The following is a 15181-nucleotide window of genomic DNA, read 5'->3' on the forward strand; positions in this document are numbered from 1 at the left end:
CTCTCAACGTCCGGTCAATTCCCACATATCCTCGCCGGATGTGGAGTCGTGCCCGTCATGATAGTCCCTCGCCTGCGGCAGGGCCGCCGTGCGTTCGGCGAGATCACGGGCGATCAGGTCGGCGCTGGAGAGCGAGGCGCGGCTGACCTGGCGCTGCCCGACAGCCTGGGGGGGTGCGGTCTGCGTGGGCTCCTCCTCGCCGCGAGCGGGATAGTCGCTGCCCTCGCGCGGCTGGATCGGCTGGATCTGGGTGGGCTGGGTCGTCGGATAGCCAGCCGGATCCGGCGCCGAGACGGCGGAGACCGCCGAGTGACCGGACGGAGCGGAGTGACCGGAAGCGGCCGAGTGGGCGGAGTGACCGGAGGCCGCCGAGTAGGCGGAGCCGGCGCCTGCGGCTGACGTCGGACTGTGCGCAGGCTCTGCGACCCCGAGGATGCCGCTGGGCGCGGTCTGCACCGACTGGCCGGGCTCGTATTCGATCCCGGTGTTGTCGTACGCCTCCGGTGCGGCCTCGCTGGGCGCCGCCGCCCGCGGCTCCTCGCCGCGCATCATGGCGAGCAGGCCGGGGAGCTCCTCCGGGGAGACCAGCACGTCGCGGGCCTTGGAGCCCTCGGAGGCGCTGACCACACCGCGGGATTCCATCAGGTCCATCAGTCGCCCGGCCTTGGCGAAGCCGACGCGCAGCTTGCGCTGGAGCATCGAGGTGGAGCCGAACTGGGTGGTGACCACCAGCTCGGTGGCCTGAAGGAGCACGTCGAGATCGTCGCCGATGTCCTCGTCGATCTTCTTCGAGACCTTCTCCGGCACCACGTCTTCGCGGTACTGGGCCTTGAGCTGGGACTTCACATGCTCGACCACGGCGTGGACCTCGGAGTCGTTGACCCAGGCCCCCTGCACGCGCATCGGGTTGGGCCGACCTGCCGGCAGGAACAGCGCATCGCCCTGTCCGAGCAGCTTCTCGGCGCCCACCGAGTCAAGCACCACGCGGGAGTCGGTGGAGGAAGAGGTGGCGAAGGCCATCCGGGAGGGGATGTTCGCCTTGATCAGCCCGGTGACCACGTTGACCGAGGGACGCTGGGTGGCCAGCACCAGGTGGATGCCGGCGGCGCGGGCGAGCTGGGTGATGCGCACGATCGAGTCTTCGACGTCGCGCGGAGCGACCATCATCAGGTCGGCGAGCTCATCGACGATCACAAGCAGATACGGGTAGGGGCGCAGGTCGCGCTTGGAGTCCGGCGGCAGCTGGATCGCTCCGCTGCGCACGGCCTTGTTGAAGTCGTCCACGTGCTTATAGCCGAAGTGGGCGAGGTCGTCGTAGCGGTTGTCCATCTCCTTGACCACCCACTGCAGCGCCTCGGCGGCCTTCTTGGCGTCCGTGATGATCGGGGTGACCAGGTGCGGGACACCTTCGTAGGCGGTGAGCTCCACCCGCTTGGGGTCCACCATGACCAGGCGCACCTCATCGGGGGTGGCGCGCATCAGGATCGAGGTGACCATGGAGTTCACGAACGCTGACTTGCCCGCACCGGTGGCGCCGGCGACGAGCAGGTGCGGCATCTTGGCCAGGTTGGCGACGACGAAGCCGCCCTCCACGTCCTTGCCCACACCCATGACCATCGGGTGCTCGGTCTTCCGCGCCGCGTTGGAGCGCAGCACGTCACCCAGGGCGACGACTTCCTTGTCCTTGTTCGGGATCTCGATGCCGATGGCTGACTTGCCCGGGATCGGCGAGAGGATCCGGACCTCGTTCGAGGCCACGGCGAGGGAGATGTTCTTCTCCAGCCCGGTGACCTTCTCCACCTTGGTGCCGGGAACCAGCTCCACCTCGTACCGGGTGACGGTGGGGCCGCGGGAGAACCCTGTGACCTGGGCTTCGACCTTGAACTGCTGGAAGGTCTGGTTCAGCGCGTGGACGATCTCGTCGTTGGCGGCGGTGTGCTCCTTGGCCGGCGGACCCGAGGGCAGCAGCCCCTGTTCGGGCAGCGTGTAGGTGACGTCGCCACCGAGGGTGAGCTGCTCCGAGCGCACCGGCATGGCGGCGGCCGGAGCGGGCGCCTCGGGGTTGGGATTGCGCTTCAGTCCCGCGGAGGACGGAACGCCCGACGGCGGCACGGCAGGCGCCGCCGCTGCGGCGGGTGCCGCGTGGGCTGCGGCTGCCGGTGCGGCCTTCTCCCGGGCGCGCTGGATGGCGCGCTCCTGGGCGGTGGGGCGGCGCACCCCGGCAGGCACTGCCGGAGAGCCGAACGAGTCCTGCTCGGACTCGTTGAACACCGGGTCCTCGTAGGCGCCCTCGGTGGCGCGCCTGGCCTCGGGGTCTTCGTGGCCGAAGGAGTCGGTGTCTGAGTCCTCGGTATCCTGCTTGGTGCCCATGATCTTCGACAGCAGGGACTTCTTGGTGCGGCCCTCGCCGCCGCCGTCCTCGGCGTGGCGGGCGGCGCGACGCGGGCGGGCCTGGGCGTCGTCGTCGTGAGACTTTGACTGTGATGCGGGCGCTGACTTGGACGCTGACTTCGAGCCCGACTTCTGCGCGGGTGCCGACTGCTGGGCCGAGCCGCCGGAGGGAAGACTCGGATCCTCGAGCGGCTCGCGGCGCTCCCCGACGATGAAGCCCTTGGCGACCGCGACACGGTCGGGGACCCGGCGCAGCGGGGTGTCGGTGATGACCAGGAGTCCGGCGAGCAGCGCGAGCAGCAGCAGCGCCCAGACCGGGTAGGGGGTCACCAGGGAGGCCAGCGGGACGCTGACCAGGTAGCCGATGACTCCCCCGGAGTTCAGCAGGGCGGTGAAGGTGCCGTCGTCGCCGACGGTGAAGGCCTCGTTGATCGTGGGCAGACCGTTGGCCAGGTGCACGACCCCGGCCGAGGCGACCAGGATGATGGCGCTGCCTGCGGCGATCCGGGCGTTGCCGGCATGCTCCTGGGGTGCGCGGAAGTAGCGCACGGCGGCGATGAACAGGATCAGCGGAAGGATCACCGAGGCCCAGCCGAAGGTCCCCGCAGTGGAGGTGTGCACCAGGTTGACCGCCCAGTGATCCAGGGTGCGGGCTCCCCACCAGTCGACCACCGCGGTGAGCAGCGCGAGCAGGAAGAACACCAGTCCGGCGCCGTCGCGGCGATCATCGGGGTGAACCTTCACCTGCCGACCGATCCCGCGCACAGCAGAGGCCACCGGCGTGGCCAGGGCCAGCCAGAAGCCGCGTGCGGCGGAGGCCAGCAGGTTCCCGCGGGGGGACTCTGCCGGTGGGTTGGAGGGATTCTTCGACGTCGTCGCGCGGCCGGATGCACTTTTGGAGGTCTTGCTTCCTTTGGTGCTGGCGGCTCGCGAGGGGGAAGTACGTGTCGCCATAGAGGCTAACTTACCCTCGATGCCGGGTCCGGTCACCGATCGGCACACCTTTGGACCCCGTCACACCCTTGCGCCGGATGCGCCGCTGGGCCCCGCATGATGCGAGGCCCAGCGGCGTGATGGTGCAGATCTGACCGGTGCAGGTCGAGCTGACCCGGGCGGGGCGACCCGATGGATCAGGTCTCGACGACCACCGGGACGATCATCGGCTTGCGGCGCAGCTTGCGCGCCACCCAGGAGCCCATGGTGCGGCGCACGATCTGCTGCAGCTGATGCGTGGTGTGCTCCTTGTTGTCCTGGATCGCCTCGGTCAGCGCGCGGGAGATCTTCGGCTTGATGTCCTTGAAGACCTGATCCTCCTCGGCGACGCCGCGGGCGTGGATATCTGGTCCGGAGATGATCTTGCCGGTCTGCCGGTTGACCACCACGACCACGGAGATGAAGCCCTCTTCGCCCAGGACGCGTCGGTCCTTGAGGTCGTTGTCGGTGATCTCGCCGATCGAGGAGCCGTCCACGTAGACGTAGCCGCACTCGACCTGGCCGACGATCTGCGCGACGCCCTTGTGCAGGTCCACCACGGAGCCGTCATCGGCGAGGATGACGCGGTCGCTGGGGACCCCGGTATCCTCGGCGAGCTTGCCGTTGGCGATCAGGTGGCGGGTCTCGCCGTGGACAGGCATGACGTTCTTGGGCTTGACGATGTTGTAGCAGTAGAGCAGCTCACCGGCGGAGGCGTGTCCGGAGACGTGGACCTTGGCGGTGCCCTTGTGGATCACGTCGGTGCCGAGCTTGAGCAGCCCGTTGATCACGCGGAAGACCGCGTTCTCGTTGCCGGGGATCAGCGAGGAGGCCAGGATGACGGTGTCGCCGTCACCCACCTGGATCGGGTGGTCGCCGTTGGCCATGCGCGAGAGCGCGGCCATCGGCTCGCCCTGCGAGCCGGTGGACATCAGCACCACCTCGGAGTCGGGGTAGTTGTCCACCTTCTTCATGTCCACCAGGATGCCCTCGGGCACGTCCAGGAACCCGAGCTTCGAGGCGATGCCCATGTTGCGCACCATCGAGCGGCCGACGAAGGCCACTTTGCGGTTGTGCGCGTGGGCAGCGTTGAGCACCTGCTGCACGCGGTGAACGTGGGAGGAGAAGGACGCCACGATGATCCGCCGGTTGGAGGTGCCGAAGAGCTGGTCCAGGGTCGGACCGATCTCCTTCTCCGGGGTGGTGAAGCCAGGGACGTCGGCGTTGGTGGAGTCGGTGAGGAACAGGTCCACGCCCTCTTCGCCGAGCTTGGCGAAGTGGCGCAGGTCGGTGATCCGCCCGTCCAGGGGCAGCTGGTCCATCTTGAAGTCACCGGTGTGAAGCACGGTGCCGGCCTCGGTGCGGATGAACAGGGCCAGCGCGTCCGGGATGGAGTGGTTGACCGCGATGAACTCGCACTGGAAGGGGCCGAAGTCCTCGATGTCACCCTCTTTGACCTCGAGCGTGTAGGGCTTGATCCGGTGCTCGGTCAGCTTGGCCTCGATGAATGCCAGGGTCAGCGTGGAGCCGATCAGGGGGATGTCGGGCTTCTTGCGCAACAGGTACGGGACGGCCCCGATGTGGTCCTCGTGGCCGTGGGTCAGGACCAGACCGACGACGTCGTCGAGCCGGTTCTCGATGTAGCTGAAGTCAGGAAGGATCAGGTCCACGCCGGGCTGTTCCTCTTCGGGGAAGAGGACGCCGCAGTCGACGATCAGCAGCTTGCCGTCGATCTCGAAGACCGTCATGTTGCGCCCGACCTCCCCCAGGCCGCCAAGGGCGACGGTGCGCAGGGTGCCGCGGCGGAGTTTCGGTGGAGTGATGAGGCGCTGTGCTGCCAAGGTGAGATTCCTCCTCGAGAGATCCCGGTGGGGACCTCAATTGTGTAGTGGTTGCGTTCTCTGCTCCGCTGGCAGCCCGTTCTTCGAACGGGTCCCTCAGAGCTGCCAGCCTGCCTCGCGCAGGTCGGCGATGATCAGTTGTTTCTCGAGTTCGTTGGCCTGCACCAGGGGCAGGCGGACGCTGGGGTGCATCCCGGTGCCGAGCCAGTTGAGCACCTGCTTGCAGGAGACTGCGCCCTGGACGCGGGTCATCATCGCGCGGATGACGGGGCCAAGCTCGCCGTGGGCGATGCGCGCCTCGCGCAGCTCGTAGTTGAGCACCGCGTCGATCATCCGTCGGAAGGTCGGGGACGCCACGTGGGCTGTGACCGAGACGACTCCGGCGGCGCCCATCGCCATCCAGGCGAGCACATTCTGGTCATCGCCGGAGTAGACCTCGAGGTCGGTCTTGGTGAGCACCTCGGTGGTGGCGGTGATGTCGTTCTTGGCGTCCTTGAGCGACATGATGTGCGGGTGCTCGGCGAGCTTGAGGATCGTCTCGGTGGCGATCGGGATGCCGGTGCGTCCGGGGATGTCATAGACCATCAGCGGCAGGTCAGCGGCATTGGCCACCGCGGTGAAGTGCGCGAACACTCCGTCCTGGCTGGGCTTGTTGTAATACGGGGTGACCACCAGCTGGCCGTCGGCCCCGGCGCGCTCGGCGCGCTTGGCCATGAGCAGGTCGTGGTCGGTGTGGTTGGTCGCGGTGCCGGCGATGACCTTCGCCCGGTCTCCGACGGCGGACTTGGCCGCGCGGACCAGGGATTCCTTCTCGTGGTCCTCCAGCGTGGAGGTCTCACCGGTGGTGCCCGAGACCACCAGGGAGTCGTTGCCCTCCTCGACGAGCCTGACGGCAAGCGCTTCGAAGGCCTCGAAATCGATCTTGTCATCGGGGGTGAAAGGCGTCACCATCGCCGTGATCAGGTGCCCGAAGTACGGGTCGGTCTGATCCGGGTGCTGGACCTGCCCCTCCATGAGGTGCGGATCGAATTCGTGTGTGGGCTCGTTGTCGCTTGCCATAAGCAACAGCCTACCGCGTGGGCCCCGCCGACGGGCCAGCGACGGGCAGGAACTCCGCGCGGACCTGACCGGGACTGGGCCGAGACCTGACCGGATCCTGGCCGAGACCCGGCCGCGGGGTCAGATGTCGGCTTCCTCCATGGGACCCGCGCCCAGGGTGATGCCGCTGTGCCCGGGGTCCCCGTCGAAGTGCTCGTGGGAGACGTCGACCACGGGGTACTGGCTCAGATCGATGCCGGCGGGCACCGTGAAGGTGGTGGAGCCGGCGGTGGCGGAGCCGAGGGAGATCAGCTGGGTGCCGTCCTCATCGCGCAGCCACACCTCGAAGTATCCGGCCTCGGGGTCCGGGGCCGCGGAGATCTCTACGGTGAGCTCCAGGGCCCCCGCCTCGGTCTCGACCATCTCGGCGCGGCCGGTGAAGTCCTCTGCGGCCACCGGTTCCAAGGTGGCGTCGCCGACGACTGTGGGGACGGCCACGGGAAGCTCCACCTCGGCGGCGTCTCCCTGGCCGAGCACAGCTGCCACCGCCGCGCCGCCGAGCAACGCGCCTGCGGCGGCTGCCGCGAGCGGGATCCAGGCGCGGCTGCGCTGGGAAGGTTCCCGCTGGCTCTGCCGGCGGCTGTTCCGCTCACTGGTCCGGGGGCGCAGCTCGGTGACCGAGGCCATCGAGGCGCTCCGGTCCGAGGCATGCTCCGGGGTCGCTGCGATCTCGGCGGCGATCCGGTCCCAGAGCCCGGCGGGGGGCTCGTGCAGCGCGGCGGGATCCCGCAGCGCCTCCATGGCACGCTCGGTGGCCTCGAAGGCCGCGTGGCAGGGCCCGCAGAGTCCGAGGTGCTCGCGCTGGGCAGCTGGGAGTGGCGGGTGGATCTGGTCCAAGGTCTGATCATCAGTCTGGTCGGCGGCCGACTCGGTGTGGGCGAGCCGCGGATCGGCCAGGACCGCCAGGTACTCGTCCGTCAGGTGCCCGTTGGTGCCGAAACCGTTCCGCGCGGGAATCTGTTCAGTCACTATGCACCTCCAGACTTTGTCTCATGCGTGCCAGTCCCCGGTGGACATGGGATTTCACGGTGCCGAGCGGCATCTCCAGGCGTTCCGCGATGATCTTGAGCGGAAGGTCCTCGGTGTAGGCCAGACGAATTATCTCATTCTGCGGCGGTCCCAGCTGATTCAGGCTCTGCTGGACCACCACTCGGTCGACCACGGCGTCGGTCGGCTGCGGCGCACCGTCGCGCGCAGCCGCGTCGGCCCCGGCCTCGGCTGCCTGCAGATCCTTCTCCCGCCGGGCGAAGACATCGGCGATCACCCGCCGGGTGATCCCGGTGAGCCAGGCGCCGGTGGGATGGGTGATGTCGTAGGTGTCCCGTGAACGCCAGGCCCGGGTGAAAACCTGCTGGGTGGCATCCTCTGCGTCCTGACGATGCCGGAGCGCGGCCATACACAGGGAGAACACGAAGCTACCGTGCTGGCGGTAGAGGTCGTGCATGGCTGCGGGCTCCCCGGCCGCGAAGCGCATCGCAAGGTGCTGATGATCCAGAGCGACTCCTCGGTCGGGGGGCACGGGCAGGCCAGGCGCAACCGGAGCTGTCGCCTGCTCAATCGAGGGGTTCGGCGACCACGATGATGTTGTCCGCATAGCTGCTGCGCTCATCGATCCACTGACCCCCACAGGTGATCAGCACGAGACGGTGCTCCCCGGTCCGCTCGAAATACGGAGCGAAGTCCAGGCCGTCCTTGCCGAGCTGTTCCACCTGTGTGACTTCATAGTGATGTGCATCTCCGGCTTCGTCAAGGACGGTCACCTCCTCACCCGGACTGGAGTCCTTCAATGCATAGAGCGGCCCGACCGGGGTCTCCTGCGAGCCGGCATGGGCCGAGATGACGGTGGTCCCGACCTCATCGGCCGGCGCCTTGCCGTATTCGTACCAGGCCGCCTGGGCGGCGTCGTCGGGGATGTCCATCTGGCCATCCCCGGCGACGCCGCGCGGCGCCACCGGGGTGTAGGGAGAGATCTCCGGGGAGAGCACCTGCACGGGCTCGGGAGTGGGCTCCTGTTCTCCCTGCTCGGCAGGTTGGACCGGGACGGATCCGGGACTCAGGACTGAGGGGGTGGCCTCCGGAGATCCGGGGGCCGTCGGCGAAGGGGAAGACGCCGACGGTCCCGGGGATGCTCCGGAGGCCGAGACCGCCGCCGCCTGGCCCTCGGAGCTGGCCGCAGTCCCCGTGGCGCACCCTGTTGCGACCAGAGAAGCGGTGAGCATGAGAGCCAGGCTGGCGGAGTGACCCGCCCGCAGGCGACGACGGTGGTTGTTCATCTCAGGCGCGGCTCTTGGCGCGGGCACCCATGGCCACGGCGCCGACGCCCATCAGGGTCAGCACGCCGATGCCGGCGACCCAGCCGGCAGTGGACTGGCCGGCGACGACCTCGAAGTTGCCGGTGGGCACGCCGTCTGGCGAGGAGTGCGCGGCGTCGACCGTCTGGGTTGCCAGAGCCAGGTTGCCGTCCGCGGCGGAGCCCCAGGCGTAGACGATCGTGTTGACGCCTTCGGCGACGTCGACATCAGCCGGGCCGATGACCGGGTCAGACTCGCCGGCCAGAGACACGGCGGCCTCAAGCGTGCCGGCAGGCAGCTCCAGCGCGGCCTCGTCCGGGTTCGCCAGCGACTCGACGGCGACCTCGCCGTTGGCCCAGATGTCGACCTCGGGGGCGGCGGCCACGTGGCGCACCGTGAGGCGACCCTCACCGGCCGCGAGCTCCGAGGTGTCGTTGCCGAACGCGGTCACGGTCGGGTTGCCGTCGGCGTCCAGGTGGGCGGCTGCGGTGTAGTTCCCGCCGCCCTCCAGGGAGACGTCCACGGGGCCGAGCACCGGATCCGAGGCATCGGCGGCGTCGGCGGCGGTGATCGCGATCTCGTAGTCGCCGCCCGGCAGCTCCAGCGGCCCGGCCAGGTCACCTGGGTTGAAGTCATCGAGGGTCAGCTCGCCGTTGACGTAGACGTCGACGGGAAGGTCCGGCACGGCGTGCAGCACGGAGAGCTGAGCGGAGGCCTCATGCTCGTCGGCGTAGGCAGGGGCCGCGGTGGCAGCGATGGCCATCCCGACGAGAGCGGTGGTGGCGAGTGGAAGTGACTTGCGCATGGCGTTGTCCTTTCAGGGTGCCTGAAGGCAGTGATGGTGATCACTTTTTGTGCTCACATCAGGACTACCGTCGGAGCCGCGAAAAGGTTGCAGCGGATTCGAAACTTTTTCTCCCGGGCCGCTCACGTGGTCCGCTGGCGCGCCCACCAGGTGCTCGGCGATCGTCGGCCCGAGGAAGCAGTAACGTACATACGGTGATCAAAGCTGGCACCACCTCCGTACGTCCGCGCCGCATCTCCGGTGTCGATGCCGCCCGCGGTCTCGCGCTGCTGGGGATGATGAGCGTCCACGCGCTGCCCACCATCTCTGAGCCCGGTCAGGACGCGAGCTGGGCCGGGCTGCTCTTCACCGGACGGCCCTCCGCGCTGTTCGCGATGCTGGCCGGGGTGGGGCTCTCGCTGCTCAGCGGCGGCGCCGGCCGACCCCATTCCGGGGCGCAGCTCGCCGGGGACCGCAAGGCTGTGGCGGGGCGCGCGCTGGTCGTGGTGGTGATCGGGCTGCTGTTGGCCTCGTTGAACTCCGGAGTGGCGATCATCCTGGTGCACTACGGCCTGCTCTTCCTGCTCGCGCTGCCGTTCCTGCGTCTGGGTGCGGTGCCGCTGTTCGCGCTCGCCGGGGCCTGGGTGGCCGCGGCCCCGGTGGCGTTCTGGTGGCTGCACAACGATCTGCGCAGCTCCTGGGAGGGATTCCCCGACATCTGGCGGCTCTGGCACTCCCCCGGCGTCGCCGACCTGGCCAATCCGTCGGTGCTGGGCATGGATCTGGCGCTGACCGGATACTATCCGCTGCTGCTGTGGCCGGCTTACCTCTTCACCGGCATGGCCATCGGCCGGCTGCAGCTGCACCGCGCCCCCACCGCGCTGAAGCTGGCCGGCATCGGTCTCGTGCTGGCCGCGACGAGCTACGCGGTGCACCTGTGGATGCTCTGGCAGTCCTCGCTGATCCCCGAACTGGCGGCCCGCTATGGCTGGTCCAGCGCCGAGATGCGCGCCGAGCTGCTGGTCGGAACCTTCCAGGTTCCGCTGGTCACCGAGGACCTGTGGTTTCTGCTTGCCACCCCCCATGAGGGCTCCACCATGGACCTGATCCACACCATCGGCACCTCGATGCTGGTGCTGGGGCTGTGCCTGCTGGTCGCGGAGAAGCTGCGCTGGCTGCTGGCACCGCTGATCGGCGCGGGTTCGATGCCGCTGACCCTCTACGTGGCCCACATCGTGGTGCTGCACTTCTGGCGCGGGGCTCCGGTGCCGGACTTCCTGACCTTCCTCACCGAGTATTCGCCGATGGAGATGCTGATGATCCTCATCATCGGCGCCCTGGGCGCGGGTCTGCTGCGCTTCATCCTGCGCCGTCGCGGCCCGCTGGAGGCGCTGGCCCACGCGGCCGGCAACGCCGTCGCGGGCCGCTAGGTCCTCGCCCGGAGCAGGCACGGCGGCGGTTCCCGCACGGCGCTCAGGCGAGGCGGCGGGCTCCGGCGGAGGCGTGCGCCAGGAAGCCGGTGGGCTCGGTGAAGCCGCGCCGGCGGGCATTGTCCTGGACCGCGGCGAGCAGCCCGTCGAAGGAGTCCGCCTGGATCAGCGCGATCACGCACCCACCGAATCCTCCGCCCACCTGCCGGGCCCCCAGCGCGGGCTGCACGTGATCGGAGGCCGGCACCGAGAGCAGCGTCTGCACCATGGTGTCGGTCTCTTCGACGGTGATCTCGAAGTCATCGCGGGCAGAGGCGTGGGATGCAGAAAGGATCTCACCGAGCTGGGCGTATGCGCCGGTGCGCAGCGCCTCCCGGGCGGCGAGCACCCGCGCGTTCTCGGTGAGCACGTGCCGGACCCGTCGCAGGGTGACCTCGTCGGGGAGCCGCGCCGGCAGCTCCTCGGGCGCGACCCCGTCGTCGGTGAGCTCGCGCAGACTCTGCACCCCCAGCGTCCGGGCGCCGGCCTCGCACTGGGTGCGGCGGGCGGCGTACTCGCCGTCCACGAGGCGGTGCTCGGCGCGGGAGTCGATGACCAGCAGCGCGAGATCGTCCGGGGCCAGGGTGAACGGGACCTGTTCGGTGCTCATGCTGCGGGTGTCCAGCAGCAGCGCGTGCTCGGCCTCGGCGGCGACCGAGGCCATCTGGTCCATGATCCCGCAGGGCATGCCCACGAAGTCGTTCTCCGCGTGCTGCGCGAGCCGGGCCAGCTCCGCGGCGGGCAGGTCGACGCCGGCCAGGTCGGTGGCCGCCAGCACCACCGAGCACTCCAGGGCGGCCGAGGAGGACAGTCCCGCGCCGATGGGCACCGTGGAGTCGATGAGCAGGTCCAGGCCGGGCAGCCGGTGTCCGGCCTGCTCCAGTGACCAGAGCACCCCGGCGGCATAGGCGGCCCAGCCCGTGACGACGCCGGGGGCCAGCCCGTCGAGGCTGAACTCCGCGGTCTCGCCGTTGAGCAGCGAGCGCACATGGACCATCCGGTCCTCGCGGGCCGCGGCCGCCACCTCGCTGACCTGAGGCAGAGCGAAGGGCAGCACGAAGCCGCCGTTGTAGTCGGTGTGCTCGCCGATCAGGTTGACCCTGCCCGGGGCGGCCCAGATCCCGGTGCAGGTGCGGCCGTAGGCGGCGTGGAAGTGCTCGGCGAGCGCGAGGTGCTCTGAGCTCATGCGGCGCCTCCGCGGGCCTGGTCTCCGGGGGTCTGGGTTCCGGCGGTCTGTGGGTCGGGGGTCGCGGCGGGCTCGTGCCCCAGGGCGGCCCAGGCGTCGGCGACCATCTCGCGGACCTCGCGGGTCGGGCTCCAGCCCAGCCGCTCGAGCGCGCGCGCTCCGGAGGCGACCAGCACCGCCGGGTCCCCGGCGCGGCGGGGCTCCTCCGTCGCCGGAACTGGAGCCCCGGTGACCTCGCGGACGGCGTCGATCACCTGGCGCACCGAGGTGCCGGTGCCGGTGCCGAGGTTGTAGATCTCGTGGGTCGAGGGTTCGGCGGCCTGCAGCGCGCGCAGGTGCGCCTCGGCGAGGTCGAGCACGTGGATGTAGTCGCGCACCGCGGTGCCGTCCTCGGTCGGGTAGTCGGTGCCGAAGATGCTGGCGGACTCCTTCTCCCCCGCGGCGACCTTGAGCAGGTTCGGGATCAGGTGGGTCTCCGGGTCGTGGCGTTCGCGCAGGTCACCGGAGGCGCCGGCCACGTTGAAGTAGCGCAGGCTGATCGCGGCCAGCCCGTGGGCGTGGGCCTCGGCGGTGAGCATGTGATCGATCGCCAGCTTCGACGCCCCATAGGGGTTGGTCGGCATGGTCGGGTCCGATTCGGCGATGCTGGATCCGGCGGGCTCCCCGTAGACCGCGGCGGTGGAGGAGAACACCAGCCGGCCGACCCCGGCCTCGCGCATCGCATCGAGCAGCGCGAGGGTGGCGACGATGTTGCCGTGCCAGTAGCGCTCCGGGTGGCTCACCGACTCCCCCACCAGGGAGCGCGCGGCGAGGTGGACGACACCGTCGAAGCTGGAGTCCAGGATCTCACCGACCTGGAGCAGCTCGGCCTGGTGCCAGCGCGCTCCGTCCAGCACGGAGTCGGCGTGGCCGGTGCTCAGGTTGTCCAGGACCTCCACGGTGTGGCCCTCGGCGAGCAGCCGCTGCACCACCACGGATCCGATATACCCGGCACCGCCGGTGACCAGCAGCTTCATGGTGTCTCCTCTGTCTGGGTGGGTGTTGCCTGCTCTGACTCTGCCGTGTCTGATTCTGCCGCCTGCGGGCCGATCGCCACGAGTCGCCGTGCCGTCTCCTCAGGGGCGATGTCATTGATGAACACGCCCATCCCGGATTCGGAGCCGGCCAGGTACTTCAGCTTGTTCTCCGCCCGCCGGATCGAGAACAGCTGCAGATGCAGCCGCATCAGCCCGGGTGCGGTCGAGGCCGGGGCCTGTTGCCAGCCGGAGATGTAGGGCAGGGGTGAGTCGAAGAGCAGGTCGCCGCGGCGCAGCAGGTCCAGGTAGAGCGCGGCGAAGTCGTCGCGTTCGGCGTCGGTGAGCTCGGGCAGCCGCTCCACCGCGCGGTGCGGGTAGATGTGCAGCTCCACCGGCCAGCGCGCCCAGGCGGGGGTGAACGCGGTCCAGTGCTCGGTGCGCGCGACGATCCGGCGACCGTCGGCGACCTCGCTGGCCAGGATGTCGGCGAAGAGATCAGCGTCGCGGCGGGCGCGGTAGTCCGCGGCGGAGTCCAACAGGGTGCGGGTGCGCGGGGTGACGAAGGGGTAGCCGTAGATCTGCCCGTGCGGGTGGTTCAGCGTCACTCCGATCTCCTCGCCGCGGTTCTCGAAGCAGTACACCTGCTCGACGCCGGGTTCGGCGAGCATCGCGGCGGTCCGGTCCGCCCAGGCGTCCACCACGGTGCGCATCCGCCTGACGCTGACCTGCCCCAGCGCGGAGGTGTGCTGGTCGGTGAAGCAGACCACCTCGCACCGGCCCGAGCCGGGGTGGCGCAGACCGGCAGACTCCTGCGCCGCCGTCGTGGTGCTCAGGAGCTCCTCGGGGATCGGGATGTCGCCGCGGAAGGAGGGGAAGCGGTTCTCGAAGACGACGACGTCGTACTGGCCCTGCGGGACCTCGGTGGCACGCTCGGGCGTCGAGGGGCACAGCGGGCATTGATCGGTGGAGGGCAGGTGGGTCCGATTCTGGCGGGCCGCGGCGATGGCCACCCATTCGCGCAGCAGCGGGTCATAGCGCATCTCGTTGCCGCCCACCGGTCGGGAGATCTCGCGCCGGTCCTCGACGGTGCGACGGCGGGGCTCATCGTCGAAGAAGAAGATCTCGCGGCCGTCGGCGAGCTGGGCCCGGGTGCGCTGCGCGGCATGCCCGCCGGGGAGGGGCTGCGGCGGTTCGGGCGCGGGGCGCTCGGCGGCGCTGGCGGGGGTGGTCATCGGGGACTCCTGGTCTCGGTGGGTTCGGCGAGGATCAGCGCCTCGAGCTGCTCGCGCAGCGCATCGGCCGCGGCGTCGTCGAGGCCGGTGTCGGTGATCAGTGTGTGGATCTGCGCGAGCTCGGCGAAGGTGCCCAGCGCTGTGGCGTTCCATTTGCTGTGATCCGCCAGCACGACGGCGCGCGGTGAGGTCTGCAGCCAGGTCCGGTTGGTCTCGGCCTCCTCCAGGTTCGGAGTGGTGAACCCGGCCTCCAGGGCAAAGCCGTGGGCGCCGAGGAAGATCAGATCCAGATGCAGGGAGCGCAGCGCCTGGTTCGCGATCGGGCCGACCAGCGCGTCCGAGGGCGTCCGGACTCCCCCGGTGAGGATGACGGTCTGATCTGCTGGTGCGCTGCCCGCGGCTGTCTGTTCCGGGGCTTCGCCGCCGACCCGCGCCTGCTCGGCGGAGCGGTGGAAGATCTCCGCGATCCGCGGGGAGTTGGTGACCACGGTGAGCTCTCCGATGCCGAGGAGCCGGTGCGCCAGCGCCCAGGTGGTGGTGCCGGCGGAGAGGCCGATGGACATCCCCGGCTGGACCAGCTGAACGGCGGCCGCGGCGATGGCTTCCTTCTCGGCCTGGCGCTGCGCTGACTTCACCGGGAAGCCCGGCTCCTCGCTGCGCCGCGCGGATGAGCCGGCGGCGGCATCGGCCGGGGCGACGGCTCCTCCGTGGACCTTGGCGATGAGCCCGTGGGCGGCGAGGTTGTCCAGGTCCCGACGGATGGTCATGTCCGAGACCCCGAAGTGCGCGGCGAGCTCGGTGACGCTCACGGCCCCGGAGACGTCCAGCAGCGAGACGATCCCGGCACGGCGCTGTGCTGCCAGCATGGACTCCCCTTCACTTGCCGACCTGGTGCTCACAT

At 69.7% G+C, this 15181-nt stretch carries 12 protein-coding genes; 1 reads left to right on the forward strand and 11 read right to left on the reverse strand.

The features are described from left to right. Positions 1-3: 3 nt before the first annotated feature. The 7 genes from LTH93_RS02795 to LTH93_RS02825 form a co-directional block, all read right to left on the reverse strand. Complete coding sequence (locus LTH93_RS02795) at positions 4-3345, reverse strand: FtsK/SpoIIIE family DNA translocase (RefSeq protein ID WP_241470007.1); 3342 nt, start codon at positions 3343-3345, stop codon at positions 4-6. 176 nt (positions 3346-3521) lie between these two features. Continuing rightward, on the reverse strand, positions 3522-5204 hold the full coding sequence (locus LTH93_RS02800) for a ribonuclease J (protein WP_241464236.1): 1683 nt from the start codon (positions 5202-5204) through the stop codon (positions 3522-3524). A gap of 96 nt (positions 5205-5300) precedes the next feature. Beyond that, the gene (dapA, locus tag LTH93_RS02805) at positions 5301-6218 is read right to left on the reverse strand and encodes a 4-hydroxy-tetrahydrodipicolinate synthase (RefSeq protein ID WP_241464442.1); all 918 of its coding nucleotides are present in this window, start codon (positions 6216-6218) and stop codon (positions 5301-5303) included. Between the two features lie 165 nt (positions 6219-6383). Continuing rightward, positions 6384-7271 (reverse strand): anti-sigma factor, encoded by an 888-nt coding sequence (locus tag LTH93_RS02810; RefSeq protein ID WP_241470008.1) that lies wholly within the window; start codon positions 7269-7271, stop codon positions 6384-6386. Next, positions 7264-7821, reverse strand: coding sequence for an RNA polymerase sigma factor (locus LTH93_RS02815; RefSeq protein ID WP_241470009.1), 558 nt, complete (start codon positions 7819-7821; stop codon positions 7264-7266). Before LTH93_RS02815 ends, LTH93_RS02810 begins: the two co-directional genes overlap by 8 nt. A 34-nt stretch (positions 7822-7855) precedes the next feature. Next, the gene (locus LTH93_RS02820) at positions 7856-8521 is read right to left on the reverse strand and encodes a sortase domain-containing protein (protein ID WP_241470010.1); all 666 of its coding nucleotides are present in this window, start codon (positions 8519-8521) and stop codon (positions 7856-7858) included. 55 nt (positions 8522-8576) lie between these two features. Next, positions 8577-9398, reverse strand: coding sequence for a DUF4397 domain-containing protein (locus LTH93_RS02825; RefSeq protein WP_241470011.1), 822 nt, complete (start codon positions 9396-9398; stop codon positions 8577-8579). A gap of 194 nt (positions 9399-9592) precedes the next feature. Between LTH93_RS02825 and LTH93_RS02830 the strand changes: the two genes are divergently transcribed. After that, a complete protein-coding gene (locus LTH93_RS02830) occupies positions 9593-10807 on the forward strand; it encodes a heparan-alpha-glucosaminide N-acetyltransferase domain-containing protein (protein ID WP_241470012.1) in 1215 nt (404 codons plus the stop codon). A gap of 43 nt (positions 10808-10850) precedes the next feature. Here the strand turns inward: LTH93_RS02830 and galK are convergent, their stop codons facing one another. Genes galK through LTH93_RS02850 form a run of 4 tightly spaced genes read right to left on the reverse strand, consistent with a single transcriptional unit; the run spans position 10851 to position 15146 of the window. Then, entirely contained in the window at positions 10851-12032 is a 1182-nt protein-coding gene (gene galK / locus LTH93_RS02835; RefSeq protein WP_241470013.1) for a galactokinase, read from the reverse strand. After that, positions 12029-13048: a UDP-glucose 4-epimerase GalE gene (gene galE / locus LTH93_RS02840; RefSeq protein ID WP_241470014.1), complete on the reverse strand. Its 1020-nt coding sequence runs from the start codon at positions 13046-13048 to the stop codon at positions 12029-12031. The genes galK and galE overlap by 4 nt, the downstream gene beginning before the upstream one ends. Next, positions 13045-14280 (reverse strand): galactose-1-phosphate uridylyltransferase, encoded by a 1236-nt coding sequence (gene galT, locus LTH93_RS02845; protein WP_241470015.1) that lies wholly within the window; start codon positions 14278-14280, stop codon positions 13045-13047. Before galT ends, galE begins: the two co-directional genes overlap by 4 nt. Beyond that, a complete protein-coding gene (locus tag LTH93_RS02850) occupies positions 14277-15146 on the reverse strand; it encodes a DeoR/GlpR family DNA-binding transcription regulator (RefSeq protein ID WP_241470016.1) in 870 nt (289 codons plus the stop codon). The genes galT and LTH93_RS02850 overlap by 4 nt, the downstream gene beginning before the upstream one ends. Between the last annotated feature and the right edge of the window lie 35 nt (positions 15147-15181).

Source organism: Nesterenkonia sp. DZ6, assembly GCF_022565835.1.
Taxonomy (GTDB): domain Bacteria; phylum Actinomycetota; class Actinomycetes; order Actinomycetales; family Micrococcaceae; genus Nesterenkonia.

Coding starts and splice junctions, on each gene's coding strand:
- galK (WP_241470013.1), bottom strand. CDS start 12,032: ATGAGCTCAGAGCACCTCGCGCTCGCCGAGCACTTCCACGCCGCCTAC.
- LTH93_RS02850 (WP_241470016.1), bottom strand. CDS start 15,146: ATGCTGGCAGCACAGCGCCGTGCCGGGATCGTCTCGCTGCTGGACGTC.
- LTH93_RS02820 (WP_241470010.1), bottom strand. CDS start 8,521: ATGCTCACCGCTTCTCTGGTCGCAACAGGGTGCGCCACGGGGACTGCG.
- galT (WP_241470015.1), bottom strand. CDS start 14,280: ATGACCACCCCCGCCAGCGCCGCCGAGCGCCCCGCGCCCGAACCGCCG.
- LTH93_RS02825 (WP_241470011.1), bottom strand. CDS start 9,398: ATGCGCAAGTCACTTCCACTCGCCACCACCGCTCTCGTCGGGATGGCC.
- LTH93_RS02795 (WP_241470007.1), bottom strand. CDS start 3,345: ATGGCGACACGTACTTCCCCCTCGCGAGCCGCCAGCACCAAAGGAAGC.
- galE (WP_241470014.1), bottom strand. CDS start 13,048: ATGAAGCTGCTGGTCACCGGCGGTGCCGGGTATATCGGATCCGTGGTG.
- dapA (WP_241464442.1), bottom strand. CDS start 6,218: ATGGAGGGGCAGGTCCAGCACCCGGATCAGACCGACCCGTACTTCGGG.